Genomic DNA, 26,020 nt, shown 5'->3' on the forward strand with positions numbered 1-26,020 from the left:
CCGGAGGTCGGTTTCTGAATCCCTAATTATTGCGCATCCGAATCAGCCCGGAAATATTTCGGNTCCGAAACTAACAGCGAAAATGACCNGTGGATAGAGTTGTGGANAATCCTGTGCNCAAGGCTCGGGAAACCCTGTGAAATCTGCGTGGGCATCNTGCTGCTGCGCCTTACTCGGGAAATGTCCTTATCCCGTTTTCTGCCGTGCGCATTACGGTGCGCGTCAGTCCAACGGAGAAAGATCATGACTGAGGCTACGATGAAGGCTGCCGTGGTGCGGGAATTCGGCAAACCGCTGGNGATCGAGGAGGTGAAGACGCCGAAGCCGGGGCCAGGGGAAATTCAGGTAAAGATCGAGGCGTGCGGCGTATGCCATACGGATCTGCACGCCGCGCGCGGCGATTGGCCGGTCAAGCCGCAACCGCCCTTCATTCCCGGTCATGAAGGTGTGGGCTACGTGTCCGGCGTTGGCGCTGGCGTTACGCATGTCAGGGAGGGCGACCGCGTGGGCGTCCCGTGGCTCTACTCGGCGTGTGGACATTGTGAGCATTGCCTCGGCGGATGGGAGACCCTGTGCGAGAGCCAGCGCAATACCGGGTATTCGGTGAATGGCGGCTTTGCCGAATATGTCATCGCCGACCCGAATTATGTCGGGCACCTGCCGGACAATATCTCCTTCGTAGAGATNGCGCCGGTCCTGTGCGCCGGAGTGACCGTCTACAAGGGGNTGAAGGTGACCGACACAAAGCCNGGCGACTGGGTTGCGATTTCCGGCATTGGCGGGCTGGGCCATATGGCAGTCCAGTATGCGCGCGCAATGGGACTGCGTGTGGCTGCAGTCGATGTTGACGAGTCCAAGCTCGCCCTCGCNAGGCAATTGGGGGCAGAGGTGACGGTGAATGCTGCCCAGACGGATCCGGCGACTTTCCTGCGCAAGGAAATCGGCGGGGCACATGGCGCCCTTGTTACAGCGGTTTCGGTGAAAGCGTTCGAACAGGCTCTCGGCATGGTACGNCGCGGCGGGACCGTGTCGCTGAATGGCTTGCCGCCCGGTGATTTTCCCCTGTCCATCTTCAACATGGTGCTGAACGGCATCACGGTGCGCGGTTCAATTGTCGGCACCCGCCTCGACCTTCAGGAGTCGCTGGANTTTGCAGCGGCGGGCAGGGTGCGCGCGCACACGGCTACCGCGCGCCTGGAAGAGATCAACACCGTCTTTGACAAGATGCTGGANGGCGGTATCGACGGGAGAATTGTGCTCGATTTCGCCTAGACATCCAGTCGCATCTGGCCNCCTCTGTCCTCGACTACGCGAAACAGATCCGTGCGCAGGGGCTCTACCGGGTGGTTCATGTCGAGCTTTGCGATGGCGCGGCCAAACCGTTTGGAAATCAGGTCCGCCATCGGCCCGCCGCCGCGCATGCGNTCATGCCAGGTGGCGTCNTAATCCTTCCCNCCGCGCATTTCCCGGACAAGGTTGATCACCCGTGCGGCCCGGTCCGGCACATGCTGCACCAGCCATTCGAGGATCAGNTCCTTGATCTCATAGGGCAGGCGCAACATCACNTAGCCCGCCCGGGTCGCGCCATGATCGGACACCGCTTCCAGAAGGCTTTCAATCTCGTGATCGTTCAGGCCGGGAATGATTGGCGCGGTCATGGCGGTGACCGGAATGCCCGCATCGGCCAGTGCGCGCATCGTGTCCAGTCGTTTCTGGGGCGTTGCGGCGCGCGGCTCCATCTTGCGGGAGAGTGTGCGGTCCAGCGTGGTGATGGACACGCCGACACGGGCAAGCCCGGCCTTGGCCATGGGCGCGATCAGGTCGATGTCCCGCTGGATCAGGGCAGACTTTGTCAGCAGGCTGACCGGGTGGCGATAGGCGTACAGCACTTCCAGCAATTCGCGGGTCAGGCGCTGTTCCCGCTCAACCGGCTGGTAGGCATCCGTGTTCATGCCCAGCGCGATCACNCGCGGCACATAGTCGGGCTTTGACANNTCCCGCTTCAGCAATTCGACNGCGTTNTCCTTGTAGAAAAGCTTGCTCTCGAAATCGAGACCGGCCGAAAGCCCNTCCCAGGTATGCGTGGGCCGGGCGAAGCAGTAGATGCAGCCATGCTCACAGCCGCGATAGGGGTTCACAGTCCGGTCAAAGGAGATGTCCGGCGACTTGTTGTAAGTGATGATCTTGCGGGCGGTATCCTTCATCAGGACCGTTTCCAGCCGCCCGGCATCATCCTCTATCGTGCCCCAGCCATCGTCAAAGGCGTGATGGGTCTGCTTTTCATACCGGCCAGTCTGATTGGAAACGGCGCCGCGCCCGCGATGTTCAAAGCGTTCCTGCGCGGCGTTGGTGTCCATTAGTGTGACACGGCCCTTGGGCGAAAGTTTCTGTCCTGTCCTCATGAGGAGAACAGGCCACAAGCCCNNGAACAAATCAAGAACATTTGTTGCCGCGNCTGGCGGAAACCTGTGAAATCAGATGCCCTTCAGGGAGGCGAAATTATCAAACACCTTGCGCACGCTGACGGGCATCTCGCGGTCGAGCACATCTGTCATGACGTGCATCTTCTTGAACTTNTCTTTGCTTTGCAGCTCCGGCGTCTTGCGCGCGACCATGCGCCAGTCTGAAAAGATCCGCAGCTGGGCTGGTTCAACAAGGACAGTCGTCACTGAAACGTGTCGCTTGTCGGTCAGAATGCGATTGTAGATATTCTCGACATTCGATTGCGGGCCTTCCAGCAATTGCAGGAAGTTCAGGCCATTGAACAGCAACACACCCGTCAGGCTCTGCACCTCGTTCACGCGCTGAGCCGTTGCCACGATATCGTCGATATCGCTTTCCTGAATCGTGTCGATTGCTGTGCTGATATAGATCAGTCTTTTCATAGGTGTCCTGTTGCCTGAGCGCGCCCCCCTTGGACACCGCTTCCAGATTTTGTTCGATAACTTAAATCAAGTTAACAGAGATTGTCAGCACTCCAGATTTTCCAATCTTCCTTCGTGTCTACGTCCTGTAGCGTTGGCAACAGGGCCACGCGAAAGCCGGAAGGCAGATTCTTGCGAAGATCGGCCATTGCGTGAGGCCCTGACCAGCGCACGTTTTCAAACATAGGTGGCAAACCGGGCCTTTTGTTCAACCCGAATAGCCAGAATCCGCCATCTGTCGCCGGGCCGAAGATGGCGTCATTGCGCGACAAGAGCCGCTCGGCGCGCAAGAGCAGGGCGGGGCTGATGTCNGGCGCATCCGTGCCGATGAACATGACCGGCCCGTTTGGGGAGTCAGCAAGCCCTTTTGCCAGCTTCTCGGTCAGTGTGCCCGGCCCCTGACTGACGCGCGGCAGATGTGGCGGCAGCAGGCCCCCCAGCGTTTCGCCCAGCGCGCGGTCGGGTGAGAGATACAGCGACACATCAAGCCCGCTGGCTGCGGCGGCGCGCATCGTGCGGGCCAGGGTGAAATGGGCAATGCGGCGCGCCTCCGTCCGGCCCATNCCNGCGGCNAGCCGTGTCTTGGCAAGGCCCATACGCGGCGGCTTGGCATAGATGAGAAGCCGGGCGCGGCGCATCAGCGATACGCCTTTGCCAGCGTCTCCGGCTTTGCCCCGAGCAGGAACCGCGTCAGCAGGGCGGCATTGCCCCAGGCCCGTTTGCGCCAGCCATCGCGTTCGTATTTCTCGGCGGAGGTGCGCGCTTCAGCACTCAGGAATGAGAGCCGCGCCTTGCCCAGCGCCCGCACGATCATCACGTCTTCCATCAGNGGCACATCCGCATAACCGCCAATCTCGTCATACAGCTTGCGGGAGACCAGCAGGCCCTGGTCGCCATAAGGCAGGCCAAGCCACCGGGCGCGGCGATTGGCGCGCGCCTCCAGCCAGCGGGCTGCGCGATCATCCGAGCGATACTTGAGCGTAAAGGCCGCCGCCTTGCCGGGCCGAGTGTCCATATGGTGCGCGGCACGTTCGGCCCAGTCGGGGGAGAGATACGTGTCAGCGTGCAGGAACAGCAACCACTCGCCCCGCGCGGCCTTCGCGCCGGCGGCAAGCTGTGCCCCGCGCCCGCTTGCGCCGGTCACCAGTGTCGCGCCCGTGTCCCCGGCAATGCGCGGCGTTGCATCATCAGAGCCGCCATCAGAGACAATCACCTCACGGATCAGGCCCAGCTCCAGCCCCGGCATCAGCGCCTGCAGACAGTCCGGCAGGCTGCGGGCGGCGTTCAGTGTGGGAATGATGACAGAGAGTGGGGCGGCCATGAATTTCCCCTAGCAGGCAATTGTGCGCTGCGGAACCGACGAGCGGTTAACACGTTCAGCAGGGACAGAATTGAACAAGGATCCCTCACATGCCGTCGATTTACGAAACCCTGAAGAAAGACCATGATACGCATCGCGAGCTGCTCGCCCAGCTGGCTGAGACAACCGGCGATTCGTCGCGCCGTCGCGAGCTCTGGAAGCAGTTCTACTATGATGTCGGTGGCCACGCCGCAGCCGAGGAAGAAACCTTCTACAGCCCGCTGATGGAGAAAGAAGACGGCCAGCCCAAGGGCCGCCATTCAGTTGCCGAGCACAAGGAGCTCGACGACATCATCCAGGAACTGGACGAGATGGATATGAGTTCCCCCGGATGGATGACGCGCTTCAAGACGCTGCGTCACGACTATGAACATCATATCGACGAGGAAGAAGAAGAGATCTTCCCGGTTGCTAAAAAGGTTATCGGCAAGGATGAAGACGGCGCGATCAGCCAGTCCTTCCTCAAGCGCAAGGAACGCGAACGCAAGATCGTCGACGAAAAGGCCGAAGCCGCGCTGGAGGAGTAATTATCCTCCCAGTTCCCCAAGCCGCTGTTCGACCAGCAACAAGTCCCGCCATGCGCGGGATTTGTCTTGTGGGCGGCGCAAAAGATAGGCCGGATGCAGGATAGGGATCAGCGGCGCGGCAAAGCCGCCCGCCGTTTTGTACACATGTTCCGTGCCGCGCAGGCGCATGATGCCATCCGAGCTTGCCAGCAGGGATTTCGCCGGAACGCCGCCCGCCGCGATGATCACTTTCGGCTGGGTCAGCTCGATCATCCGGTCCACGAAGGGGCGGCACACGGCCAGTTCCTCGGCTTCGGGATTCCGGTTTCCGGGCGGGCGCCAGTAATTCACATTCGTGATGAAGGCATTTTCCTTACGGTCGCGCTNAATCGCCGCCAGCATCCGGTCCAGCAATTGTCCGGCCGGACCAACAAAAGGGACACCGCGACGATCTTCTTCCGGACCGGGGCCTTCACCGATCACCATCAGGCTCGCGCCCGGTGTGCCATCATAGACGGCGGTTTTTTCTGCAGCGGCTTTCAGGGGGCTGCCCTCAAAGGCTTCGATGGCCGCTTTCAGCGCTTCGACCGAATCACACGCCGCAGCGGCGTTTCGGGCCTCTTCCACCCAGTCGACTTTCTTGCGACGCGGACGCCGTACAGGCGTTGGAGAGACTGCAGGCGCGGCTGGCGCGGCGCCCTCGGCAACCTTCAAATACGCCTGTACCGTGGCGTCATCGACCTCCACGCCCATGTCGCCCCACCATTCGGTGAGGGCCTGAATTGCATCAATTGACGCAGGGGCGGGCATCTGGACGCTCTGGACCTTCCTGATAGACGCTGTAATTGCTTTACCAAATGGGCTTATGAGCGGGCAACCTATCACCCGCAAGGAGGAGAAACCAATGGCTGATGACGCTATTCAGCGCGAGTCGATGGAATATGACCTGGTCATCGTNGGCGGNGGCCCTGCGGGTCTGTCCGCGGCGATCCGNGCNAAACANCTNGCACAGGAAGCTGGCGAAGACATTGAAGTGGTCGTGATCGAGAAGGGCGGCGAGATCGGCGCTCACATNCTGTCCGGCGTGGTCATGGACCCGGTNGGCCTCGACAAGCTGATNCCNGACTGGCGCACGCGCGATGATCGCCCGCTGAAGACAGAAGTGACCGGCGACAAGTTCAAATTCCTCGGGCCGAATGGCGAAGCGGACATTTCCTGGCTGCCAATGCCGGGCTTCATGAAGAACCACGGCAATTTCACCGGCTCGCTGGCAAATGTAGCCCGCTGGCTCGGACAGGAAGCCGAGAATATGGGCGTTGAAGTCTTCCCGGGCTTTGCCGCGTCAGACCTGGTGCTGGGCGAGAATGGCGAAGTGAAGGGCATCGTGGCNGGTGTCATGGGCATCGCGGCGGATGGCTCTCACAAGGCCGACTATGAGCCAGGCATGGAATTGCTCGGCAAATACGTCCTGTTTGCCGAAGGCGCACGCGGCTCGCTGACCAAGCAGCTGATCGCCAAGTACAATCTGGACGAGGGCCGTGANCCACAGAAATTCGGCATCGGCCTGAAAGAGCTGTGGTCCATTCCGGAAGAGCAATTCAATGAAGGCTATGTCCAGCACACGATGGGCTGGCCGCTCGACAACAAGACTGGCGGCGGCAGCTTCCTCTATCACTTCCGCGACAATGGCGAGCCCTTCGTATCGGTCGGCTTCGTGGTTCACCTGAACTATGAGAACCCGTACATCTCGCCGTATCAGGAATTCCAGCGCTTCAAGCACCACCCATCCGTTCTGCCACACCTTCAGGGCGGCAAGCGCGTGGCCTATGGCGCGCGGGCGATCACCGAGGGCGGCTTCCAGTCCGTTCCGAAGCTGGCCTTCCCGGGCGGCGCCCTGATCGGCTGCGGCGCCGGNTTCGTCAACGTGCCNCGCATCAAGGGCAGCCACAACGCCATCCTCACCGGCATGATGGGCGCAGAAGCCGCCTATGCAGCCATCAAGGGTGGCCGTCAGGGCGACGTGCTGACGGATTATGAAGAGGCTTACAAAGCGTCTTCCGTCTACAAGGAGCTNAAGCAGGTGCGGAACGTGAAACCGCTCTGGTCCAAGCTCGGCACGGCGATCGGCATTCCGCTCGGCGGTCTCGAAATGTGGATTTCCAGCCTGTTTGGCGGATTCTCCTTCTTCGGCACACTCAGCCACGGCAAGACCGATGCAGCGGCGCTGAAGCCTGCGAAGAAGTTCAAGCCGATCGAGTATCCAAAGCCTGATGGCGTGATCAGCTTCGACAAGCTGACCAATGTGTCCTTCACCAACACCTATCACGGCGAAGACCAGCCTGTTCACCTTGTCGTGAAGGACATGGCGCTTCAGAAGGCGTCGGAGCATGACGTCTATGCCGGTCCGTCGGCGCGCTACTGCCCGGCAGGTGTGTACGAGTGGATCGAGGAAGGCGGTGAGCTGAAGTTCCAGATCAACTCGCAAAACTGCATTCACTGCAAGACTTGCGACATCAAGGATCCGAATCTGAACATCAACTGGACCGTGCCGGAAGGCGGCGGCGGCCCGGCCTATCCGAACATGTAATCAGGCCGCTCAGGTCATGGTTTCCGGAAAGCGCGGTGGGGTTAACCCTGCCGCGCTTTCTCCATTTCGCGCCTTGCTCTCGCCGCATCCGGCTGCTTCACTCACAGCCAAAGCGAATTCGGAGCAAGCCTCGTTACCATGCATTTCAGACTGACCTTTGCCGCCTCTGCCCTGACCCTTTCCGCCATGATGAGCGCCTGTGCCACCGAACCGGCCCCGGNGCAGCCTGTCGCCGAGATCGACGCGCCAATTGTTGAGAGCAGCATTCCGCTGTCCCCGGCCGCGCGCGCCACGGCGGTCATNGGCGACAATGGCATGCCGGTCGGCATCTCCGCNTATCCCGCGCCGCTGGACGCGGTGAAGGCAGGGGACATGGCCGCGTTTCTGGAAATGACCTCCGGCCTGTCCCAGGAAGACCGGGATGTCAGCCCGCTATTCGANGCCTTCCTCGCGCTGGACCGCGCCGCNGATGGCGACATGCTGGCCGCGCGCAACATCCTGCAATNCTCCAACAGCCAGGATGATGAAGACGGCGAGACCGGGTTTTACGCCTTCCTCGACGCNTGGCTGCTGGCAATGGAAGGCAAGCCGGANGAAGCGATTGAGCGCCATCGCGGCGCTGCGGGCTCCATGCCGGGCCTGACNGGGGACCTCTCGCTGGCCGCCATGCTTGAGGCGCTGGGCCGNCCGGAGCAGGCGCTCGCNGTCTATGAATTCATGACGCCCGCAGAGATCGAGGCCCCGGAACACCAATTCGACCCGAAGGGCCTGCTCTACAGCCATGTCCGGACGGTGATTTCCCGCCACGCCTTGCTGCTGCAGCGCCTTGGCCGGATCGAGGAAGCGAAGGCCGTCTATCAGAAACTCGCCGATGCCGAGCCGGAAGAGGCGATCAGCTACGCCGCCGCGCTGGAAAGNCTGGAAACGGGCAAGAACCTCGACAATGAAGCGCTGGACGTGCCCGCCGCCTTTACCCAGTCGCTGGCCGACGTGTCCCGCGCCCTGCAGGAACAACGCATCATTCGCACCATCATGATGGGCGGCCAGATCGAAGGCTTTGACGACCAGCGCTCGGCGTTTGATCAGGTGGCATTGCTGATAAATCCNGAAGACGAAGGCCTGCGTGCCGCTGTCATCGACCAGCTTTACGAGCACGCGCTCTATGAAGGTGTCGCCCATGTNGCNATGAGCGCGCCGGAAGATACCGCCTCGCTGCAGATCGCTGCCGGGCAGGCGCTGATCATGTCCGGCAAGGAAGACGAGGCCCGCGCCGCCGTTACTCGCGCGCTGGAAATCACCGATGAGGATGACCGGTTGCAGACGCTCTATGGCGCGTTGCAGCTGCGCACGATGCTTCACGACAAGGACGGGTCGACCGAATTGGTGGAGGAAGTGATCACATTGGCCTCCAANCAGGCCGAGCGTGCCTCCGCCCACGGGCTGGCCGCCGAGATCAATGACCAGTTCGGAGACCTCAAGGCGGCGGCCTACCATGCCGAGAAGGCCCGGGAGCTGGACGATACGCACGACCGGCGCATGGCGCTGGCCAATGCGCTAGGCAAGGTGGGAGAGATCAATCCCGCGCTGGCCATTTTGCGCACAGAGCTTCTGGGGCGTCCGAACGACCCTTACACGCTGAATTCACTCGGNTATTTCCTGATCGAGAATACTGACAAGTACGAAGAGGGCTTCAAGATCCTGTACCGTGCCCGGTCACTGGCAGAGCGNGATCCCTATATCGCGGACTCGCTCGGCTGGGCCTATTATCGCCTCGGTCACCTGAAGGATGCGCAGCGCCTGATCGAACAGTCACGTGCCAAGCTGGAGCCGCACAAGCATTGGGAAATCGAAACCCATCTGGGCGACATCTACTGGCATCAGGGNGATGAGGAAGCCGCGCGCGAAGCCTGGCAAAATGCGATCGAGGCCCGTCCACCGGCAACGCAGCGCGCTGAGCTGGAAGACAAGCTGGCCAATGGCCTGACGACGCCAAAACCAGAGCGTCAGGCCCTGCCAAGCGTGTCCATCGGTGACGGCGAGATCGACCGGCAGGATATCTGACGAAACTGTCAGGCAGCTGAGACCTTTTACCCGCCTCCGACGCGCCTTACTATCGCCGGATATCAATGCGATTCCGCGATGCGAACGCTGACGGGAAAACTATGTCGAACGAAATGAATCCGCACATGCAGGAACCGGAGCCAAAGCGCAGCTTCCTGCCGGGGCCACCCTGGGTCTGGACCTGGGCAAGACGCCTTCTGATCCTCGGCTTCGTCCTCGCCGCGCTCGGCTTCGTGGCGCTCTGGATGTATTTCGCGGCGCTTGGCCGTCAGGTGCCGTCCATCGACAAGCTGAAACAGTATGAGCCGCCCATCACGTCGCGCGTCCACGCCGGCGATGGAACGCTGATTGCCGAATTCGCAAGAGAGCACCGCGTCTTCGTGCCGTATGAGTCGATCCCGACCCATGTGGTGCAAGCCTTCGTGGCGGCGGAAGACAAGACGTTCTTCACGCATGGCGGACTCGATTACAAAGGCATCGTGCGCGGCGGGGTGAACTCCGCCAAGAACAAGATCACCGGTTCCGGCGGTCTGGAAGGCGGCTCGACCATCACGCAACAGGTCGCCAAGAACATGCTGCTGACGCGCGACCAGAACCTCACGCGCAAGGCCAAGGAAGCGATCATCGCCCAGCGCATGGAGAAGGAATTCACCAAGGAAGAGATCCTCGAACTCTACCTGAACGAAATCTATCTCGGCTATCGCTCCTACGGTGTGGGTTCTGCGGCGNTGAACTATTTCGACAAGTCGCTGCCTGAACTGGACCTGTCCGAAGCGGCGATCCTCGCCTCTCTGGCCAAGGCCCCGTCGTCGGTGAACCCCTATAGCCGNCCCAAGCGCTTGCTGGCGCGCCGCAACTATGTGCTCGGTCGTATGGTTGATGATGGCTACATCACGCGCGAGGAAGCTGAAGAGGCGATGGCTCTGCCCCTGTCCACGACGCGTCGCCTGAAGGGCCCGGAATACGCCGCGGCGACCTATTTCGTGCAGGAATTGCGCCGTGACCTCATCAAGAATTACGGCGAAGACACGCTGCAACAGGGCGGTCTGTCAATCCGCTCGACCATCGATACGAAACTGCAGCTCGCCGCTCAGGACGCCCTGCAGAANGGCCTGATCGCNTATGACCGNCGTCATGGCTGGCGGGGGCCGATCACGCGTCTTGATCCCGAGGCTGACGATGTTCTGGAACAGCTCAACGACGTCACGCTGCCCGGTGGCTATGGCACGTGGGAAGCCGCGCTGGTGACCAGCACAGGCTCGCGCGGCGCGCAGCTTCTGCTGACTGACGGCGCGACCATTCCGCTGCCCGCCGAGGAAGTCGAGTGGGCCGCGACCTACAAGCCTGCTGAAGGCAAGGGTGGGCTGAATGTCGGCGACGTTGTCCTGGCTGAGCTGAAGCGCAAGGTTCTGAATGCGGATGAAACGTCTGCGCCTGCGGACCCGCAACTGGACCCCGACGGTGATGAGATCGACGAGCCGGAACCCGAGCCGATGCTGGTGCCGGTTGGCAATGCCATCCTGCGTCAGGTACCGGAAGTGGACGGCTCCCTCGTGGCGCTGGACCCGCATACGGGCCGTATCCTTGCCATGCAGGGCGGCTATTCCTTCTTCAAGTCGAGCTATAACCGCGTCACGCAATCCAAGCGTCAGCCGGGCTCCAGCTTCAAGCCCTTTGTCTATGCAGCGGCGCTGGAGCGTGGATACACGCCGGCTACGCGCATGCTGGATGCCCCCTTCGTGGCGTTTGATGTGTCTACGGATGATTACTGGCGCCCGTCGAACTATACCGAAGGGCGCACCTATGGCATGGTCACCCTGCGTGTCGCGCTGGAGAAATCCCTGAACCTGGTCACCGCCCGCGTGGCGCAGGACATCGGCATGGAAGCGGTTTCCGAACTGGCCGAGCGGATGGGCGTCTATGAAGACCTTCCGCCCTATCCGGCCATGTCCCTCGGCGCCGGCGACGCGTATCTGATCGATGTTGCGCGCGGCTATGCCGGCTTCGTGAATGGGGGAAGGAAGATCAACCCGACCCTTCTGGACCGTGTGCAGGACCGTCATGGGCGCACCCTGTTCCGCCATGACGAACGCCTGTGCGAAGGATGCTCTGCGGACGAGTGGGACGGCGCGGAACCGCCGCAACTGGCAGAAGTGGGCGAGCAGGTGCTGGACCCGATCATCGCCTATCAGGTGACGCATATGCTGGAGGGCGTGGTCGAGCGCGGCACAGGCCGCCGGGCCCGCCGGGTCGGCAAGCCTCTGGCTGGTAAAACGGGTACTACGGATGATTATCGCGACGCGGTGTTCATGGGCTTCTCGCCTGACCTCGTCGTGGGTGTGCGGGTCGGCTTTGACGACAACCGCTCGCTCGGCGAGGGCGAAGCGGGCGGCTCGGTCGCCTCACCGATCTTCACGGACTTCATGGAACGCGCCCTGGCAGACGAGCCAGCGACGCCATTCCGCATCCCGCCGGGCGTGCGCCTTGTGAAGGTGGATGCCCGCAATGGCGAACTGCCCGGCCCGGATACGGCTGTCATCATCGATGAGGCCTTCCGCCCCGGCACAGAGCCTGGCATGAGCGCCTTCACCGACACCAGCGACTGCTTGTCCATTTCCGGCAATTGCGGGGGCGGCACGGGCAGCTCGACCAGCGGGTTCGATCCTGAGCGCGACGCCGGAATTGTCGAGGAAACCGATGAGGGCTTCCCGTTCCAGCCGGCCCAGCCACGCCCCGCGCCTGAAGCGCCAGTGGATGACAGTCTCGGCGACGTTTACTGACGCAGTTGCTTTTGACGCAGGAAGGCGGGCGCGCTATGCCCCGCCTTTCCAGTTTTTATCGAACAAGATCACAAGAGGCAGATCCCATGTCCGCAGAAATCAAATCCCTCACAGACCAGATCCGCCAGTCCGCCGATTTGCTACGGAGGCGTCTTTGACTGGGATACTGCCACAAAACGCCTGGATGAGCTGACCGCGCTCTCCGAACGTCCCGATTTCTGGGACGACCCACAGGCCGCCCAGGCCATGATGCGCGAACGCCAGCGTCTGGCTGACGGCATCGAAACCGTCGAAACCCTGCAGCGCGAAGCTGACGATGCCGAGGAATTGCTCGAACTCGCCGAAGGCGACGAAGACATGATCGCGGACATCGAAACCAATCTGAAAAAAGCCGCCGAGCGCGCCGAGAAGGCAGAGCTGGCTGCCCTGCTTTCGGGCGAGGCCGATGGCAATGATTGCTTCATCCAGATCAATGCGGGCGAGGGCGGCACGGAAAGCCAGGACTGGGCCAATATCCTGCGCCGCATGTATGTCCGCTGGGCCGAAGCNCACGACATGAAGGTCGAGGAACTCGACGAGCGCGAAGGCGANGANGCNGGNATCAANTCNGCTACGCTCCAGTTCAAGGGCGAGAACGCCTATGGCTGGCTGAAGTCCGAAACCGGCGTGCATCGCCTCGTGCGGATTTCGCCTTTCGACTCCTCCGCGCGGCGCCATACCAGCTTTGCNTCGGTCGCGGTGACGCCCGTGATTGACGACAATATCGAGATCGAGATTGATCCCTCCGATGTGCGTACAGACACATATCGCGCGTCCGGCGCGGGCGGTCAGCACGTCAACCGGACAGACTCCGCCGTCCGCCTGACGCACGAGCCGACAGGCATCGTGGTCCAGTGCCAGAACGACCGGTCGCAACACCGCAACCGCGATCAGGCCTGGCAGATGCTGCGCTCGAAACTGTACGAGCTGGAACTGCAAAAGCGCCGCGAAGTCGCCGATGCCAGCTATGCCGGCAAGACCGATATCGGCTTCGGCCACCAGATCCGCTCATACGTGCTCCAGCCCTACCAGATGGTGAAGGACCTGCGGACCGAAGTGGAAACCTCCGACACGTCCGGCGTGCTGGATGGCGACATCGATCTCTTCCTCTCCGCNGCCCTGGCCGCCTCCGTGGCCAAGAANGAGGACGAGGAATAGGGGGCTNGCCCCACGCAACCCAGTCCGGGGTCTGTGCGTTCGTCCTGAATGGACGATCTGCTGACGCTATCTTTTGACAGCCAGATGCCCCTCGGGGTTCTGGCTGTTCGCCTCATCGCGGCTTCCGTGGCGGGATTGATTGTCGGGTTTGAGCGCGAAGTGAGGAACCGGCCTGCAGGCCTGCGCACACACATGCTGACAGCGCTGGCATCTGCCGTCTTCATGTTGATCTCTATAGAGATGATCCACTCATTCGGCGGCAATGACGACACCACCCAGCTGGACCCGACCCGTGTCGTGCAGGCTGTCACGGCGGGCGTCGCCTTTCTGGCAGCAGGCACGATCATTCACGGCAGCGGCTCCGTCAGAGGGCTAACGACCGGGGCGAGTATCTGGCTCGCCGGAGCGATTGGCCTTGCCTGCGGTGCTGGTTATTTGCAGCTCGCCTTTCTTGCCGTCCTTTTTTCTGTGTTGATCCTGCTCCCGATCCGGATGCTGGAGACGCATCTCTTCGGGAAACAGCCCATTGGGGAAGGGAAGGATGATGAGTAGTGCCGCGCCGGCAATGTGGGAGTATCGCATCTGGCCTGATGATGCCGGGTCGATGACGTATCAGCTTCAGACAACGCTACACTTTGTGGAAGAGTCGCCACGGACCGATACCTATTTCATGGCGACGGCCCGTGCCCCCGCCCAGCCAAAGCTGAGAGGCGGTGCGCGGTTTGATATCAAGGAATTGCTGGCAAGGGAGGCGGGGCTGGAGCTTTGGCGTCCCGTAATCGCCGCGGAGTTTCCGTTTGATGATGAGGATCGCGCGACGCTAGCCCGTCTGTATCCAGCCATTCCGCACTCCCTGCAGAGCCTTGCGGCCCTGCGAGATGCCTTTCTGGCCGAAGGTGCGGAACTCACAGTCGACAAGAAGCGACAGATTGCGACTGAGCCGGGTGGCCTGCGTGCGGAGATAACGTCGGCCTCATTGGGGGAGGGCGCGCGGACCACGCTTTGCCTGGAGCATGAGAGCGCCGCCGAACTGGCCCGGCATGTGGATCGCTTCGGTTTCAGCAATCTGCCCAATCTCAGCTATTCCGCCTGGCTGAGACAACACCTTTAAGCGAGCGCTGTGGCTGCGAGGCAGGTGATCACGACGGCCGACAGGATGAGACGCAGGCGCATCCACCAGCCGGGCGCCCGCGTTCGCTGGACAAACCAGGTCTCGATGCCGAGCAGGCCGATATAGCCGATGATCAATCCCAATGCGGCGGAGCTGTGGCCGCCGCCCACAGCGAAGAAGGCCCAGAGCGCAGGCAACACGCTGAGCCCATAGCCGATGACCGCCTCGCGTCCGCTGGATTTCGTCGCAAAGCCCCACAGCACGCCGGACATGAAGGCGAGGATGATCGCGCCGTAGAACACCTGCACATACGGCCCGACAAAGCGCGCCCCGAAGGCGGCGCTGCCAAACTCCTGCAGTGCGGGGATGAACAGGCTGAGCGTCCCCCAGACGAAGGGGATCAGCCCGGCAAGGCCAAGCGCCAGCGGCGCGGCGGGTATCTTTTGTCTGGTCATGCCTGCGAATTAGAGTGATCTGCCTCAGTGTCGAGGGCGCCGCGCGAGGGCCCTTATCCCCTCAAGTCAGGGGGATAGCGGGGACGGGGTGCGTTAGGAGGCATTTGGCGTGTGGGCGCGCACATGGCGCCAAACGCGGAGGACAGGAAATTTTTTCGTCCCCGGTGGGCGAAGTCGGGCCATGATGGCTGGTATGAGATCGCTTTCGCCTGACGCCGAGATATTCCTGGAAGACAGCTGGATGATGCTGGGCAACATCTTTGCGTCGCTGCTGGATCTGTCCCGGCGATCGGTCGGGCAGTCTGTGACGCGTCGGTATTACAATTTCGTGCTGCGGCGGTTGCGGGCGGGGGAGGCGATGCTGCGCCGGATGATCCTGATGCTGGCCCTGACGCTGGAAATCGAGCCGATCCTGCCACGCGCGCAGTCGAAACCAAGCGGACCGGACGCGCCTGTTTCACCTGAAGACAGCGCGCCCCGGCCTGAGCCACTTGGCCCACGCACGCCGACACCTTTCCTGCTCTGGGAAGCGGATGCATCGCGTCGGCAGACAGAGCGCTTTGCAGAACCGCCGCGCATCTGGACGCTCGGCATGGACTGGAAATTGCTGCCATCGGAGCTGCGCGCCCTGAAGGCTGCCGAAGCCCCAGCGGCCATTTCCCTCCAGCCCTTGCAATTGCGCCTCAAGCGTCTGGAGCTGGCCTTCCGAGACCCGGATGCGGCGGCGCGGCGCCTTGCAAGATGGCGCGCGCGGCAGGCCGGGCTGAGAACGCTTTGGCGGGCGCAATATGAATGCGGTGAGGCAGAGCCAAAGGCGCCGTTCGGGCGCACCTCGCCACTGGGGCGAGCCCGGCGACTGGCCTCGCGCACCACACTGCCGGCGGAGTATCGCCAATGGCTGGATGATCTGGACATATATGCGCGCGATGAACTGATCAATTCATCCTGATACGTTCTGAAATGATAATCGCCCGCCCTCTGTCTGTGGCAGGGGCGGGCGAAGCTATGGGAAAAACNTCAGGGCGCTACAGCACGTCCAGCATTTCTGCGACCAGTGGGTGGCGCACCACATCCTTGCCTTCGAGGCGGACGACAGACGCGCCGCCCAGCTTTTCCAGCCGTTCGGCCGCCGTGGCGAGGCCGGAGAATTCAGGCAGCAGGTCCGACTGGGCCGGGTCGCCCGTGATCACCATTGTGGAGTGCCAGCCGAGCCGCGTCAGCAGCATCTTCAGCTGNGTGTAGGTGCAGTTCTGCGCCTCGTCGATCACGATGAAGGCATTGTTCAGTGTACGCCCCCGCATGAAGCCGATGGGGGCAATCTCGATCACGCCCTCGGCCAGCATGTGCTTCAACTGTCCGGGCGACAGCCGATCCGACAGCGCGTCATAAAGCGGGCGCAGATAGGGGGCCAGCTTGTCTTCCATCGCGCCGGGCAGGAAGCCGATCTGTTCGCCTGCCTCAACCGCCGGGCGGGACAGGATGATCCGCGCGACCTTTCCTTTCTGCAGGGCCTCCACCGCCTTGCAGACGGCGAGATAGGTCTTGCCCGTGCCCGCCGGGCCAAGCGCGGCGACGAGGGCTTTTTCATCCATCGCCTTCATCAGTTCGGCCTGGTTTTCCGTGCGGGGCTTTACCGTTTTCTGGTATTTCTGCGTACGCCCATTTTCTGCACGCTGATGATCTGCGCGGGTGTCTGAATCGTCCGGGTGCCAGCCCCGGCCGCCTTCTATGGCTTGCAGCTTCGGGCCCTTTCCACGGGCGCCCTCCTCGAACCACGCGTTCAGGTTCACTTCGGAACCGTGCTTCATCCGTTTTGCTGCATTGCGTTTACCCATGGAAGGTCTCCTTGGTTACGGGCAAGAAAAAAGCCACCGGCGGACTCGCGCGATGGCTTGGCGGAAACTGGGAGGAAGAAAAGGCCGTCCGCCCCGTGGGCGGTGTGGCCAGGTCCCGGGACGTATCACCGGGCGGCGGGGTGTGACAGGATCGTGTGATGACCGTCTCCAACTCCGAATCTGTTGATGATTAGAGTGTAGCAAGGTTATCAGAAGATTAAATGAAAATTCCGCCCCGGATAAAAAGAGGAAACCCCATGGCCATTTACGAGATCGACGGAACCCGCCCACAGCTGCCCGAGAGTGGCAATTACTGGGTGGCCGAAAATGCGCAGGTCATGGGCAATGTTGTCCTGAAGGAGAATGCGTCGATCTGGTATGGCGCAGTGCTGCGAGGCGACAATGACCCGATCACGATTGGCGAGAATTCCAACATCCAGGATGGCAGCGTGCTTCACACGGATGTCGGCTGCCCGCTGACCATCGGGCGCGACGTCACCGTCGGCCACATGGTCATGCTGCACGGCTGTACGATCGGAGACGAGACTCTGATCGGCATCGGTTCCACCATCCTCAACAATGCGAAGATCGGGAAGAATTGCATCATCGGGGCGCATGCCCTGATCCCCGAAGGCAAGATCATTCCGGATAACTCGCTCGTCATGGGCGCGCCAGGCAAGATCGTCAAAGAGATCTCCGACCACCAGGCTCAGGTGATCAAGATGTCAGCGGTCCATTATGTCGAGAACTGGAAGCGTCACCGCGCCAGCCTGAAGCGGATCGATTAGGAATCCGTCTCGTCAGGGCGCAGGAAGTTCACCGCGAACTCCACGCCGTTCGAGCGCACGACCCGGCCACGCAGATTGCCTGCTGTCACGACTTCGCCGATTGGCGGTGTCTGGAACTGGCCAGTGGTCTTGAAGCTCGCGCCGGTCAGGGAGATGTCCATGACGGTGCACGGGATCTGAAGACCGTCCTTGCGGGCGATGAAGGCCGGGCCACCGGTCGGGAAGCGTGCGGCAGCGCGCTGTTCCGGGGCTTCCATAAGATCCTTGTTGACCAGCCAGCTAAGACGGTCAGCCAGTTTCTTGCGCTTGTGAGGCACGACGTTGAACTCAACGGCAAAGCCATCCTTGGAGGTGCGCACGACCCGGCCCGCCACGCGGCCCAGATCGTCGAAATAGCAGATCACATTGGCCCCATGTTCCGGCACGGTCGCAGCGCGCAGATAGGCGCCAGAGCAGGACAGGTTTTCAGTGACAAGTTGATGGTCTTCGCTGGATTCATCCAGGAAGCAGCCTTCAAGTTCCAGGTCGACTCGCTGATACTGGCGGCGATCTTCCTCGTTTTTGATCACGGGGTTGAATTGAGGCACAGACAAATCTAGTGCGGGCATGTGGATTCTCCTGAGTCCGTTACGGCAACCTGTCTGTTCTTCTCCATCAAGCCTTTACTTAGCTGAGTTTCGTTCACAAACTGTTGCGGAAAACAGAAGGATTCACGCCAATCCTTCACCATAAGGTTTATTGGGAGGTCCTCCGGTGCTGGAGACATACGACTATATTATCGTGGGCGCAGGAAGCGCTGGCTGTACACTTGCCAACAGGTTGAGCGAAGATCCGCGCATCAAGGTCTGCCTGATCGAGGCCGGCAAGAAGGATAACAACCTCATGGTGCGGATGCCCGCCGGAGTTGGAAACCTGATCAAGGCTGAGGGGGATTTCAACTGGGGCTTCTGGACCGAGCCGCAGAAGCATATGAACGGTCGCAAGCTCTGGTGGCCACGCGGAAAGGGCTGGGGCGGCTCCTCTTCCATCAATGGCATGGTCTACATTCGCGGCCACGCGCGCGACTATGACCAGTGGGCGCAGATGGGCCTGCGCGGCTGGAGCTTTGCGGACGTGCTGCCCTATTTCAAGAAATCAGAAGGCTATGAAGGTGGCGACAACGACTTCCACGGCGGCACCGGCCCGCTGAAAGTGTCGGAAAGCCCGCTCTCTTCTCCGGTTTATCGCGCCTTTCTTCAGGCAGGCGAGCAGGCTGGCTACAAGAGCACGAAGGATTTCAACGGCGCCGATCAGGAAGGCTTCGGCCGCTATCAGCGCACGATCCACAAGGGCGAACGCTGGAGCGCGTCCTATGGCTATCTGCGTCCCATCGTCGGCGTGCGGGACAATCTCACCGTGATCTCCACCGGTATGGTGACGCGCGTGCTGATCGAGAATGGCCGCGCCACGGGGGTCGAAGTCGTTGAAGGCAAGGGCCGTCTCACGCAGGAGATCCACGCCTCGGGTGAGGTCATCGTCTGCGCGGGCGCGGTGCAATCGCCGCAATTACTGCAGCTGTCCGGCATCGGCAATCCTGACCATCTCGGCCGGTTCGATATCCAGACCAAGGTGAAGTCCCCGAATGTCGGCCAGAACCTGCAGGACCATCTGGACGTCACCGTCATCCACGAGATGACCCAGCCGATTTCCGCTTACTCCATGCAGAAAGGCATCAAGAAGCTGGGCGTGGGCATCCAGTATCTCGTGAACCAGACCGGTGCTGGTGCCGACAACCACCTTCAGGCCGGCGCGTTCCTGAAGTCCCGCGAAGGGTTGGAGATGCCCGACCTGCAGCTCCACTTCGTGAATGCCATCATGATGGATCACGCCAAGCATCAGGCCAACAAGGATGGCTACACGGTCCATTCCTGCCAGCTGCGGCCGGAAAGCCGGGGCACGGTTTGCCTCGCTTCCGCAGACCCGTTCGCCCATCCGGCCATCGATCCCAATTATCTGGAAGCCGAGGAAGACCGCCGCGCGATGCGGGAGTCGGTGAAGATGATCCGCGATATCTGCGGTCAGAATGCGCTGCAGCCCTTCACCGGCGCCGAGATGATGCCGGGCGAGAGCGTGAAGACAGACGAAGAGATCGACGCCTTTATCCGACGGTGTGGCGAAACGATTTATCATCCCATCGGGACGGTCGCGATGGGAGCGAATGAGGACAGCCCGGTTGATGGGGAGTTGCGTGTGCGTGGTGTAGACGGTTTGCGGGTCGTCGATGCGTCCGTGATCCCGACCCTGATCGGCGGCAATACGAACGCGCCAACCATCATGATCGCCGAGAAAGCGGCAGACATGATCCTCGGCAAGCCGCCACTGGAAGCGGAGGCGCCGGAGACGGTTGCGGCCTGATCAGGCCGCGCCTGCGCTAGTGGTAATTGTTGGCGACCAGCTTCAGCGTTGGCTCGGCAGGTTGGGAGTCTGGCGGTACCAGCATCGCCACGCGGTGACGCCAGATCGGACGCCCTTTGAGTTTCGGCACGCCGCCCAGCGTCTGGTAGAGGCCGAGGAAACGGGTTGTTGAATTCGGCATGCCAGCCTGCGCCAGGGGCATCGTCGTGATCTCCACCTCGACACGCTGGCCTGTCAGGGTTTCGCCGCGACCTCGGATGACGCCCGGGGCGCCATCGGTGCGGACAGCCTCCAGGAAGCCGCCAATCATTGCGCGGTCCGGGCCGGTCCAGAGATTGAGGAAGTCATGATTGGGCAGGGAGCGTCCAAGCAGGTCAGACACGCCGTCACCGGCCGTCCGGAAGATCCAGGCGCCATCATCGGTTGCCTCGATCATGAAGATGTTGGCGATCAGGTCCGGATGGTCGTTCGCGCGGGGCGTCCGGTCTTCATTGGCAACCGGATCAACGCGCATGCGTTTCCAGGCTTCCAGCATGATGCGGGTGTTCGGATGTATAGACCGGTCTTGCATGATGGGCGTGGGCTCCATTGATAGTTTGTGGGCCCAGCCGGGCCAGCGTCGGAGTCGTAAACCGCAATATATATTCCAGTTAGCAATTCCCCCGGCTGGGGAATTACAGGGGATGAAATCGGGGAATTTCCCCGGTCAGGAAGTTTTCGAAGTGCCCGTACACGGCCATTCGCTCAATTGTGGGACAGGTGAGTCTCGACTCGGAACAGGATGAGACACGAAATTGGAGCGTTGAGGGAAGTTGATTTGATTCGCCTGTGCAATGTCTGGATGGATTGCATGACCGAGCGCGCAAGATCGTGCTCATTTCTTCGTCAAAAGCAGCGTTATGCGGCTGCAACACCACAGTCTCGGCAAAACTCCACTCTTAACTCATGGTGATGCCTTGCCATGCCTACCTGTTTGTTTAGTCCTAGGTAGTACAGCGCAGCTGAAAAAAATTCCTCCCAAACCAAAAACAGAAATTTGCTCAAAGGGACCAACACGTGAAATCCAGAAAATTTGTTGTATCGGGTGCACCGAAGTTCAAATCGGCGCTCACCCTCAGCGCGGGCTTTGCCGCGTTCGCCGCTCTCTCCATGCCCGCCATCGCACAAGATGCGCCGGAAGAAGAGGAGAGCCGGACCCTCCAGACTGTCACCATCACGGCCACCAAGCGCGAACAGACGCTGCAGGATGTGCCAGTGGCGGTGTCCGTTGTTGATGAGAGCGTGATCGAGAAGGCCGAGATTGTCGATTTGGGAGATCTGCAATCCGTCGTGCCTTCGCTTCGCGTTAGCCAACAGCAATCCTCCTCCAACACCAACTTCATCATCCGCGGCTTCGGCAACGGCGCGAACAATGCCGGCATCGAGCCTTCGGTGGGTGTGTTCGTCGATGGCGTTTACCGCTCGCGCTCGACCTCCCAGATTTCCGATTTGCCAAACCTGCAGCGCGTCGAAGTTCTGCGCGGGCCGCAATCGACCCTGTTCGGCAAGAACGCTTCCGCAGGTGTCATCTCCATCGTGACGCAGAAGCCGCAATTCGAGTGGGGCGGCAATGTCGAAGGCACGGTCAGCAACTATAATGGCTACCGCGCTGGCGCATTCGTCACCGGTCCTTTGTCTGACACGGTTGCCTTCAGCCTTGGCGGCAATTTCAACACGCGCGATGGCTATGTCGAAGATCTGGGCGATGGCCCGGACACGAACGAGCGCAATCGCTGGGGCATTCGCGGTGACCTGCTTTGGGAACCGAGCGACGACCTCTCCTTCCGCGTGATCGCAGACTATGATGAGATCGACGAAATCTGCTGTGCAGCGTCGAACATCATCAATGGCCCAACAGGGGCGGCGATCCTTGCGCTGGGTGGCAACCTCGTTGCCGAGGACCCGTTCTCCTATGAAGTGGCCTACAATTTCGGATCCGAGAACCTCATCAAGAATAGCGGTATCTCTCTGCAGGGCGACTATGATGCTGGCGCATTCACCGTCACCAGCATCACGTCCTACCGGACGTCTGACCTCAGCACGAACCAGGATTCTGACTTCACCAGCGCAGACCTGCTCGGGCGCAAGTCTGACGATGTCGAAATCGAAACCTTCACACAGGAAGTCCGCCTGACCTCAAACGGCAGTGGCCCGCTGAGTTGGATGGTTGGAGGCTTCTACTTTGATGAAACCGTCGATATCGAAAACCAGCTTCTCTATGGCAGCGACATTCGTGGCTATATCGACATTCTGTCGTCTGGCCTNCTGTCATCGCTTGAGCCTGTGGTGTTCGGCGTGCCGACCGGCACCTTCTTCCAGCCAGGCCAAGGCTTCACCGAATTCTATGGGCAGGACGATACGTCTGCTTCCCTGTTCGGTACGATCGACTATGAAGTCACCGACCGCCTGACAGCGACCTTTGGCCTGAACTACACGCAGGTGAACAAGGATGCCTTCTCGAACGCGGTTTCCACGGACACGTTTGCGGCAGTGGACCTGANTACGGCTGCGCCGTTCATCACGCAGGCAACGGCNGGCGGTCTGTTGCTGCAGGCTGGTGTGAACCCGACCGACCCGGCCGCTGTCGCCGCCTTTGCAACGGCGTTCCCGACAGAGTTTGCAACCATTCAGGCAACGGCCGCAGGTGCGCCCGGCGCATTGCAACAGCTGCAATTCCTGCCGCCATTCCTGAACTTCCCGAACGCCGTGGAAAGCGGCTCGACGGATGATGAGGATACGTCAGTCACCTTCCGCCTNGCCTATGACGTGACGGATTCCGTCAACGTGTACGGATCTTATGCAACCGGCTTCAAGGCGTCCTCCTGGAACCTGTCGCGTGACAGCCGTCCAACTCCAGCCGACTANGCGCTGCTTGCNCAAGGCGGCCTGTTGCTTCCGAACCTGACCACCGGNACGCGCTTTGCCGGACCGGAAGAATCGAAAGTGTTCGAGCTGGGCGTGAAAGGTGCGTATTCGGACTTTGCGTTTAACGTCGCCATCTTCGACCAGACGATTGAAGGGTTCCAGTCCAACGTCTTCACGGGAACGGGCTTTGCGCTCGCCAATGCGGGTGAGCAATCCACGCAAGGCCTCGAACTGGATGCGCAGTGGAATGCCACCGACAATCTGCTGCTCAGCTTTGCNGGCACGTTCCTTGATCCGGTCTATGACAGCTTCGAGGAATCGGCGAGCGGCGACATTTCCGGTCAGAAGCCTTACGGCATTCCGGAAGTCTCCACATCGACTGCGGCGACATACACATTCAATGTGAAGAACTATGACGCCTTCATCCGCGGTGACTGGCAGTACGAAAGTGAGTCGGATTATTTCGACGAGCCAGCCAACCAGGCACTGATCAATGATCAGAAGAAAGTCAGCACGTTCAACGCNTCGGCTGGCCTGACCACAGAATCGGGCTTGAGCTTCACGCTTTGGGGCCGGAACATCTTCAACGACGAGTATATCACCGTGGCCTTCCCGGCTGTGGCCCAGGATGGCTCTATCTCCGGCTATCCGAACCAGCCGGCAACTTACGGCCTGACAGTCCGCAAGACGTTCTAGGGTTCACNCGAATCACGAACNCGAAAGCCCCGCCCATCANGGCGGGGCTTTTTATTTGGGCCGGTAGGCGGTCAACAACACGATTGCGATGACCAGACAGCCCATCTCGAAGCCGACAAAGGTCAGGAATCGGGAAGAGGGCNCATCCCCGGCAATCAGNCCGGCGATGCGNGCGAACATGTAGCCGCCCATATATGTCGTGATGAACCANAGCGCTGGCCGCACCATGCGCGGGCGAATCAAGCCGGAGAGCGCCAGGANCCCCGCNCCGAGGCTGNCCCCGCCATAGATGCCGCGCGCTTCATACACGCCATTCTCGCCACCAATCGTAACGCCAAGGCTTGCCGCCATNCCTGTTGGATCAAGCAGGGACCATATTCCGAACGCCAGAAAGCTGGCCGCCATGANAAAAAGNTAGATACGAATCATCATGCAAGGGGAGCTAGAGCAAACGCAATGATCGGAAAGGGCGGGCCTGCGCGAAGTTCGGCGACGTATTTCTGTCCTTACGGGGTGGATTTTGCCCGTCACGCCCCATTTGATGTGAAGCAAACCGGACAGGAGATCGCTTATGCGCCAATCGCGGCGTGCGCCCCCCATTATCAATGCCCCGCCATTCGTTACGGCGTTGGCCTTGGGAATCATCGCGCTTCACGGCCTGCGGATCCTCGCAGGATCCTCGCTCGACCTGTTCTTTGTGGATCTCGGCGGGGTGTTTCCCGATCGATTCTGGGGCTGGATCGCCGGACAACAGGTCCCTGGAGGCTACGCGCCCTATAATAATGCGTTGGAGGCACTGATTCCTTTGGCCGGAACGGCGCTTGTTCACGGCAGCTGGTCACACGTCCTGATGAATACGATCATGCTGATCGCCGTCGGGAAGCCGGTCTATTCGGTCTTTGCGCGGCTCTGGCGCTCTCAACTCAGTGTAAATCTGGCGTTTCTGGGCCTGTTTGTGGCTGCGGTCGTGGGTGGGTCTCTCGCGCATCTTGCGACTCACTACCCCTCTGGTCCGCCGGCCATTGGCGCGTCTGGTGGTGTTTCAGGGCTGATTGCTGCGGCTTTGATGATCCAGAACGGCCTGCCCGCGCAGCTTCTGGAGCGCCGATTCCTTTCGGCCAGCGCCGTATTCCTTGTGGGTAACATCGTTCTGGCATTCCTTGGGCCGTCATTGTTCGGGTCCGCAATCGCCTGGCAGGCCCATATTGGCGGCTATGTAGCGGGCGCAGTGCTGTTTCGCTTCATGGTGCGCCACGCAGGACGCGCACGATTCGGCACCTGATCGCGTCTTCCAGGGAAATATGGTAGGCTCCTTCCATACGAGGCACCCAAAAAGGGGCCCAAACGCCAGGGAGGACGTGGATGACCATAGACCAAATTCTGAAAGACAAGGGATTCGCCATCATTTCGGTGAGTGCCGGAGAGACATTGGCGGCTGCAGCGCAAACGTTGGATGCCAAGAGAATCGGCGCGGTCGTTGCGCTGGATGATGATGGCAGCATTGTCGGGGTACTTTCAGAGCGGGATATTGTCCGCCATGTGGCCCGGCAGGGCGCTAGCGCACTGAACTTGAATGTCGGCGACGCGATGACACGCGACGTAATCACGGTGGAATCCAGCTCCAAAATAGACGATGCGCTTCAGCTGATGACGGATCGCAGGATTCGTCACTTGCCTGTTTTGACCGGCGGGAAGCTGGCCGGTGTGATCTCGATTGGAGATTTGGTGAAGTGGAAGATCGCGGAAACTGAAGCAGAAGCAGAAGCGATGAAGTCTTACCTTTCAGCGCAATACTAGGCGAAAGCCCCCGTATTCATTGGGCTGTTTCAATTCACGCTCCAGACTGGCTGAGTTGCGTCTGAAGTTTCGCTGCAGTTTTGTGATGAAATCCTGCATTAGGGGGTTGCTGGATACGGGGGGCGGGAGTACATCGCCACCTCCGCTGACGAGGCCTTCGGGTTTCGGACGCGGGGCCCGGTGACGGAGCGCCTGACTGGCTACGGAAGTTTTCAATTCTTCCCCAGGCAGGACCCGGTGTCGGTTCCCTGAAATCGCTCGGATCTGCGAGCCGGACATGCTTCGGCCAACGGGATCTTTTGCGTCGTAAACAGGGCAGTTTGGATGGTTAAACATTCTACTGCAGGCGACGCAAAATAGGGTGTTGACGGGAAGAACGGCGGTCCATATAAGCCGCCACTCGCTGACGAGGTCTTCGGATTTCAGAGGCGGCCCGGCAACGGGGTTTGGCCAGATTGGAAGACTTGATTTTCCGTGGACAGACAATGGTGCCGGTTTCCTGAAACGCTCGAATTTGCGGGCCGAATATGCTTCGGCCAACGAGTTCATTTGCGCCAATATTGAAGCGGAAATGGTGTCTGACACCTGACTGCAGAAGAGGCGGAAAAGAGTGTTGACGGGAAGA

At 60.7% G+C, this 26,020-nt stretch carries 25 protein-coding genes; 14 read left to right on the forward strand and 11 right to left on the reverse strand.

The features are described 5' to 3' along the window. The first annotated feature begins 243 nt into the window (after positions 1-243). Positions 244-1,272: an alcohol dehydrogenase AdhP gene (adhP, locus tag CBB91_RS04260; RefSeq protein WP_273012347.1), complete on the forward strand. Its 1,029-nt coding sequence runs from the start codon at positions 244-246 to the stop codon at positions 1,270-1,272. Here the strand turns inward: adhP and CBB91_RS04265 are convergent. From CBB91_RS04265 to CBB91_RS04280, 4 genes are all read right to left on the reverse strand, one after another. Then, positions 1,269-2,357: a PA0069 family radical SAM protein gene (locus CBB91_RS04265; RefSeq protein ID WP_273012348.1), complete on the reverse strand. Its 1,089-nt coding sequence runs from the start codon at positions 2,355-2,357 to the stop codon at positions 1,269-1,271. The genes adhP and CBB91_RS04265 overlap by 4 nt on opposite strands. A gap of 117 nt (positions 2,358-2,474) precedes the next feature. Continuing rightward, the gene (locus CBB91_RS04270) at positions 2,475-2,885 is read right to left on the reverse strand and encodes a BLUF domain-containing protein (RefSeq protein ID WP_273012349.1); all 411 of its coding nucleotides are present in this window, start codon (positions 2,883-2,885) and stop codon (positions 2,475-2,477) included. 71 nt (positions 2,886-2,956) lie between these two features. Beyond that, entirely contained in the window at positions 2,957-3,562 is a 606-nt protein-coding gene (locus CBB91_RS04275) for a DUF2064 domain-containing protein (protein WP_273012350.1), read from the reverse strand. Next, positions 3,562-4,245 carry a TIGR04283 family arsenosugar biosynthesis glycosyltransferase gene (locus tag CBB91_RS04280; RefSeq protein ID WP_272982436.1) on the reverse strand — a complete coding sequence of 228 codons (684 nt, stop codon included), beginning with the start codon at positions 4,243-4,245 and terminating at the stop codon, positions 3,562-3,564. The genes CBB91_RS04275 and CBB91_RS04280 overlap by 1 nt, the downstream gene beginning before the upstream one ends. A gap of 89 nt (positions 4,246-4,334) precedes the next feature. Here CBB91_RS04280 and CBB91_RS04285 point away from each other — a divergent pair, with 89 nt between their 5' ends. Beyond that, complete coding sequence (locus tag CBB91_RS04285) at positions 4,335-4,811, forward strand: hemerythrin domain-containing protein (protein WP_273012351.1); 477 nt, start codon at positions 4,335-4,337, stop codon at positions 4,809-4,811. Here the strand turns inward: CBB91_RS04285 and CBB91_RS04290 are convergent, their stop codons facing one another. Beyond that, on the reverse strand, positions 4,812-5,600 hold the full coding sequence (locus CBB91_RS04290; protein ID WP_273012352.1) for a uracil-DNA glycosylase: 789 nt from the start codon (positions 5,598-5,600) through the stop codon (positions 4,812-4,814). Between the two features lie 94 nt (positions 5,601-5,694). Here CBB91_RS04290 and CBB91_RS04295 point away from each other — a divergent pair, with 94 nt between their 5' ends. From CBB91_RS04295 to CBB91_RS04320, 6 genes are all read left to right on the forward strand, one after another. Next, a complete protein-coding gene (locus CBB91_RS04295; RefSeq protein ID WP_273012353.1) occupies positions 5,695-7,377 on the forward strand; it encodes an electron transfer flavoprotein-ubiquinone oxidoreductase in 1,683 nt (560 codons plus the stop codon). A gap of 138 nt (positions 7,378-7,515) precedes the next feature. After that, entirely contained in the window at positions 7,516-9,438 is a 1,923-nt protein-coding gene (locus tag CBB91_RS04300) for a tetratricopeptide repeat protein (protein ID WP_273012354.1), read from the forward strand. A gap of 101 nt (positions 9,439-9,539) precedes the next feature. Then, positions 9,540-12,218: a penicillin-binding protein 1A gene (locus CBB91_RS04305; protein WP_273012355.1), complete on the forward strand. Its 2,679-nt coding sequence runs from the start codon at positions 9,540-9,542 to the stop codon at positions 12,216-12,218. 86 nt (positions 12,219-12,304) lie between these two features. Then, positions 12,305-13,415 (forward strand): peptide chain release factor 2 gene (prfB, locus tag CBB91_RS04310; protein ID WP_273012356.1). Its coding sequence is split into 2 segments (ribosomal slippage): positions 12,305-12,373 and positions 12,375-13,415, totalling 1,110 coding nucleotides; the frame shifts between segments, so codons are not numbered across the junction. 48 nt (positions 13,416-13,463) lie between these two features. Then, a complete protein-coding gene (locus CBB91_RS04315) occupies positions 13,464-13,967 on the forward strand; it encodes an MgtC/SapB family protein (RefSeq protein WP_273012357.1) in 504 nt (167 codons plus the stop codon). Further along, positions 13,957-14,526, forward strand: a complete 570-nt coding sequence (locus tag CBB91_RS04320) for a hypothetical protein (protein ID WP_273012358.1) — start codon at positions 13,957-13,959, stop codon at positions 14,524-14,526. The genes CBB91_RS04315 and CBB91_RS04320 overlap by 11 nt, the downstream gene beginning before the upstream one ends. Here CBB91_RS04320 and CBB91_RS04325 read toward each other — a convergent pair. Next, a complete protein-coding gene (locus tag CBB91_RS04325; RefSeq protein ID WP_273012359.1) occupies positions 14,523-14,981 on the reverse strand; it encodes a DUF3429 domain-containing protein in 459 nt (152 codons plus the stop codon). The genes CBB91_RS04320 and CBB91_RS04325 overlap by 4 nt on opposite strands. A 193-nt stretch (positions 14,982-15,174) precedes the next feature. Between CBB91_RS04325 and CBB91_RS04330 the strand changes: the two genes are divergently transcribed. Then, positions 15,175-15,930 (forward strand): hypothetical protein, encoded by a 756-nt coding sequence (locus CBB91_RS04330; RefSeq protein ID WP_273012360.1) that lies wholly within the window; start codon positions 15,175-15,177, stop codon positions 15,928-15,930. Between the two features lie 76 nt (positions 15,931-16,006). Here CBB91_RS04330 and CBB91_RS04335 read toward each other — a convergent pair whose 3' ends face one another. Next, positions 16,007-16,816 carry a PhoH family protein gene (locus tag CBB91_RS04335; RefSeq protein ID WP_273012361.1) on the reverse strand — a complete coding sequence of 270 codons (810 nt, stop codon included), beginning with the start codon at positions 16,814-16,816 and terminating at the stop codon, positions 16,007-16,009. A gap of 257 nt (positions 16,817-17,073) precedes the next feature. Here CBB91_RS04335 and CBB91_RS04340 point away from each other — a divergent pair, with 257 nt between their 5' ends. Then, positions 17,074-17,604, forward strand: coding sequence for a gamma carbonic anhydrase family protein (locus CBB91_RS04340; RefSeq protein WP_273012362.1), 531 nt, complete (start codon positions 17,074-17,076; stop codon positions 17,602-17,604). Here CBB91_RS04340 and CBB91_RS04345 read toward each other — a convergent pair. Beyond that, positions 17,601-18,212, reverse strand: coding sequence for a PilZ domain-containing protein (locus tag CBB91_RS04345; protein ID WP_051602885.1), 612 nt, complete (start codon positions 18,210-18,212; stop codon positions 17,601-17,603). The two genes, CBB91_RS04340 and CBB91_RS04345, sit on opposite strands and share 4 nt — an antisense overlap. Positions 18,213-18,357: 145 nt before the next feature. Between CBB91_RS04345 and CBB91_RS04350 the strand changes: the two genes are divergently transcribed. Then, positions 18,358-19,998 carry a choline dehydrogenase gene (locus CBB91_RS04350; RefSeq protein ID WP_241764237.1) on the forward strand — a complete coding sequence of 547 codons (1,641 nt, stop codon included), beginning with the start codon at positions 18,358-18,360 and terminating at the stop codon, positions 19,996-19,998. A 16-nt stretch (positions 19,999-20,014) separates the two neighbouring features. Here CBB91_RS04350 and CBB91_RS04355 read toward each other — a convergent pair whose 3' ends face one another. Further along, positions 20,015-20,587, reverse strand: a complete 573-nt coding sequence (locus tag CBB91_RS04355) for a PAS domain-containing protein (protein ID WP_345906726.1) — start codon at positions 20,585-20,587, stop codon at positions 20,015-20,017. A gap of 467 nt (positions 20,588-21,054) precedes the next feature. On the opposite strand from CBB91_RS04355, the gene CBB91_RS04360 reads away from it, so the two are divergent. Next, positions 21,055-23,598: a TonB-dependent receptor gene (locus CBB91_RS04360; RefSeq protein ID WP_273012364.1), complete on the forward strand. Its 2,544-nt coding sequence runs from the start codon at positions 21,055-21,057 to the stop codon at positions 23,596-23,598. A 51-nt stretch (positions 23,599-23,649) separates the two neighbouring features. On the opposite strand, the gene CBB91_RS04365 is transcribed toward CBB91_RS04360, so the two are convergent. Next, a complete protein-coding gene (locus CBB91_RS04365; RefSeq protein ID WP_273012365.1) occupies positions 23,650-24,030 on the reverse strand; it encodes a DUF4345 family protein in 381 nt (126 codons plus the stop codon). A gap of 139 nt (positions 24,031-24,169) precedes the next feature. On the opposite strand from CBB91_RS04365, the gene CBB91_RS04370 reads away from it, so the two are divergent. Together CBB91_RS04370 and CBB91_RS04375 are read left to right on the forward strand one after the other, a co-directional pair. Continuing rightward, positions 24,170-24,880, forward strand: coding sequence for a rhomboid family intramembrane serine protease (locus CBB91_RS04370; RefSeq protein ID WP_035554829.1), 711 nt, complete (start codon positions 24,170-24,172; stop codon positions 24,878-24,880). Positions 24,881-24,960: 80 nt separating this feature from the next. Then, positions 24,961-25,395 carry a CBS domain-containing protein gene (locus CBB91_RS04375; protein WP_035554831.1) on the forward strand — a complete coding sequence of 145 codons (435 nt, stop codon included), beginning with the start codon at positions 24,961-24,963 and terminating at the stop codon, positions 25,393-25,395. Between the two features lie 337 nt (positions 25,396-25,732). Here the strand turns inward: CBB91_RS04375 and CBB91_RS04380 are convergent. Next, positions 25,733-26,020 (reverse strand): hypothetical protein (locus tag CBB91_RS04380; protein ID WP_345906727.1); only part of this gene is annotated, 288 nt, incomplete at its 5' end.

Origin of the sequence: Hyphomonas sp. TMED31 (assembly GCF_002172815.1) — a bacterium.
Classification (GTDB): Bacteria; Pseudomonadota; Alphaproteobacteria; order Caulobacterales; family Hyphomonadaceae; genus Hyphomonas; species Hyphomonas atlantica.

Bases quoted from the DNA above. Each gene is read 5' to 3' on its own strand.
- CBB91_RS04345 (WP_051602885.1), bottom strand. From the start codon at position 18,212: ATGCCCGCACTAGATTTGTCTGTGCCTCAATTCAACCCCGTGATCAAA.
- CBB91_RS04285 (WP_273012351.1), top strand. From the start codon at position 4,335: ATGCCGTCGATTTACGAAACCCTGAAGAAAGACCATGATACGCATCGC.
- CBB91_RS04315 (WP_273012357.1), top strand. From the start codon at position 13,464: ATGGACGATCTGCTGACGCTATCTTTTGACAGCCAGATGCCCCTCGGG.
- CBB91_RS04340 (WP_273012362.1), top strand. From the start codon at position 17,074: ATGGCCATTTACGAGATCGACGGAACCCGCCCACAGCTGCCCGAGAGT.
- CBB91_RS04355 (WP_345906726.1), bottom strand. From the start codon at position 20,587: ATGGAGCCCACGCCCATCATGCAAGACCGGTCTATACATCCGAACACC.
- CBB91_RS04370 (WP_035554829.1), top strand. From the start codon at position 24,170: ATGCGCCAATCGCGGCGTGCGCCCCCCATTATCAATGCCCCGCCATTC.
- CBB91_RS04375 (WP_035554831.1), top strand. From the start codon at position 24,961: ATGACCATAGACCAAATTCTGAAAGACAAGGGATTCGCCATCATTTCG.
- CBB91_RS04320 (WP_273012358.1), top strand. From the start codon at position 13,957: ATGATGAGTAGTGCCGCGCCGGCAATGTGGGAGTATCGCATCTGGCCT.
- CBB91_RS04330 (WP_273012360.1), top strand. From the start codon at position 15,175: ATGAGATCGCTTTCGCCTGACGCCGAGATATTCCTGGAAGACAGCTGG.
- CBB91_RS04325 (WP_273012359.1), bottom strand. From the start codon at position 14,981: ATGACCAGACAAAAGATACCCGCCGCGCCGCTGGCGCTTGGCCTTGCC.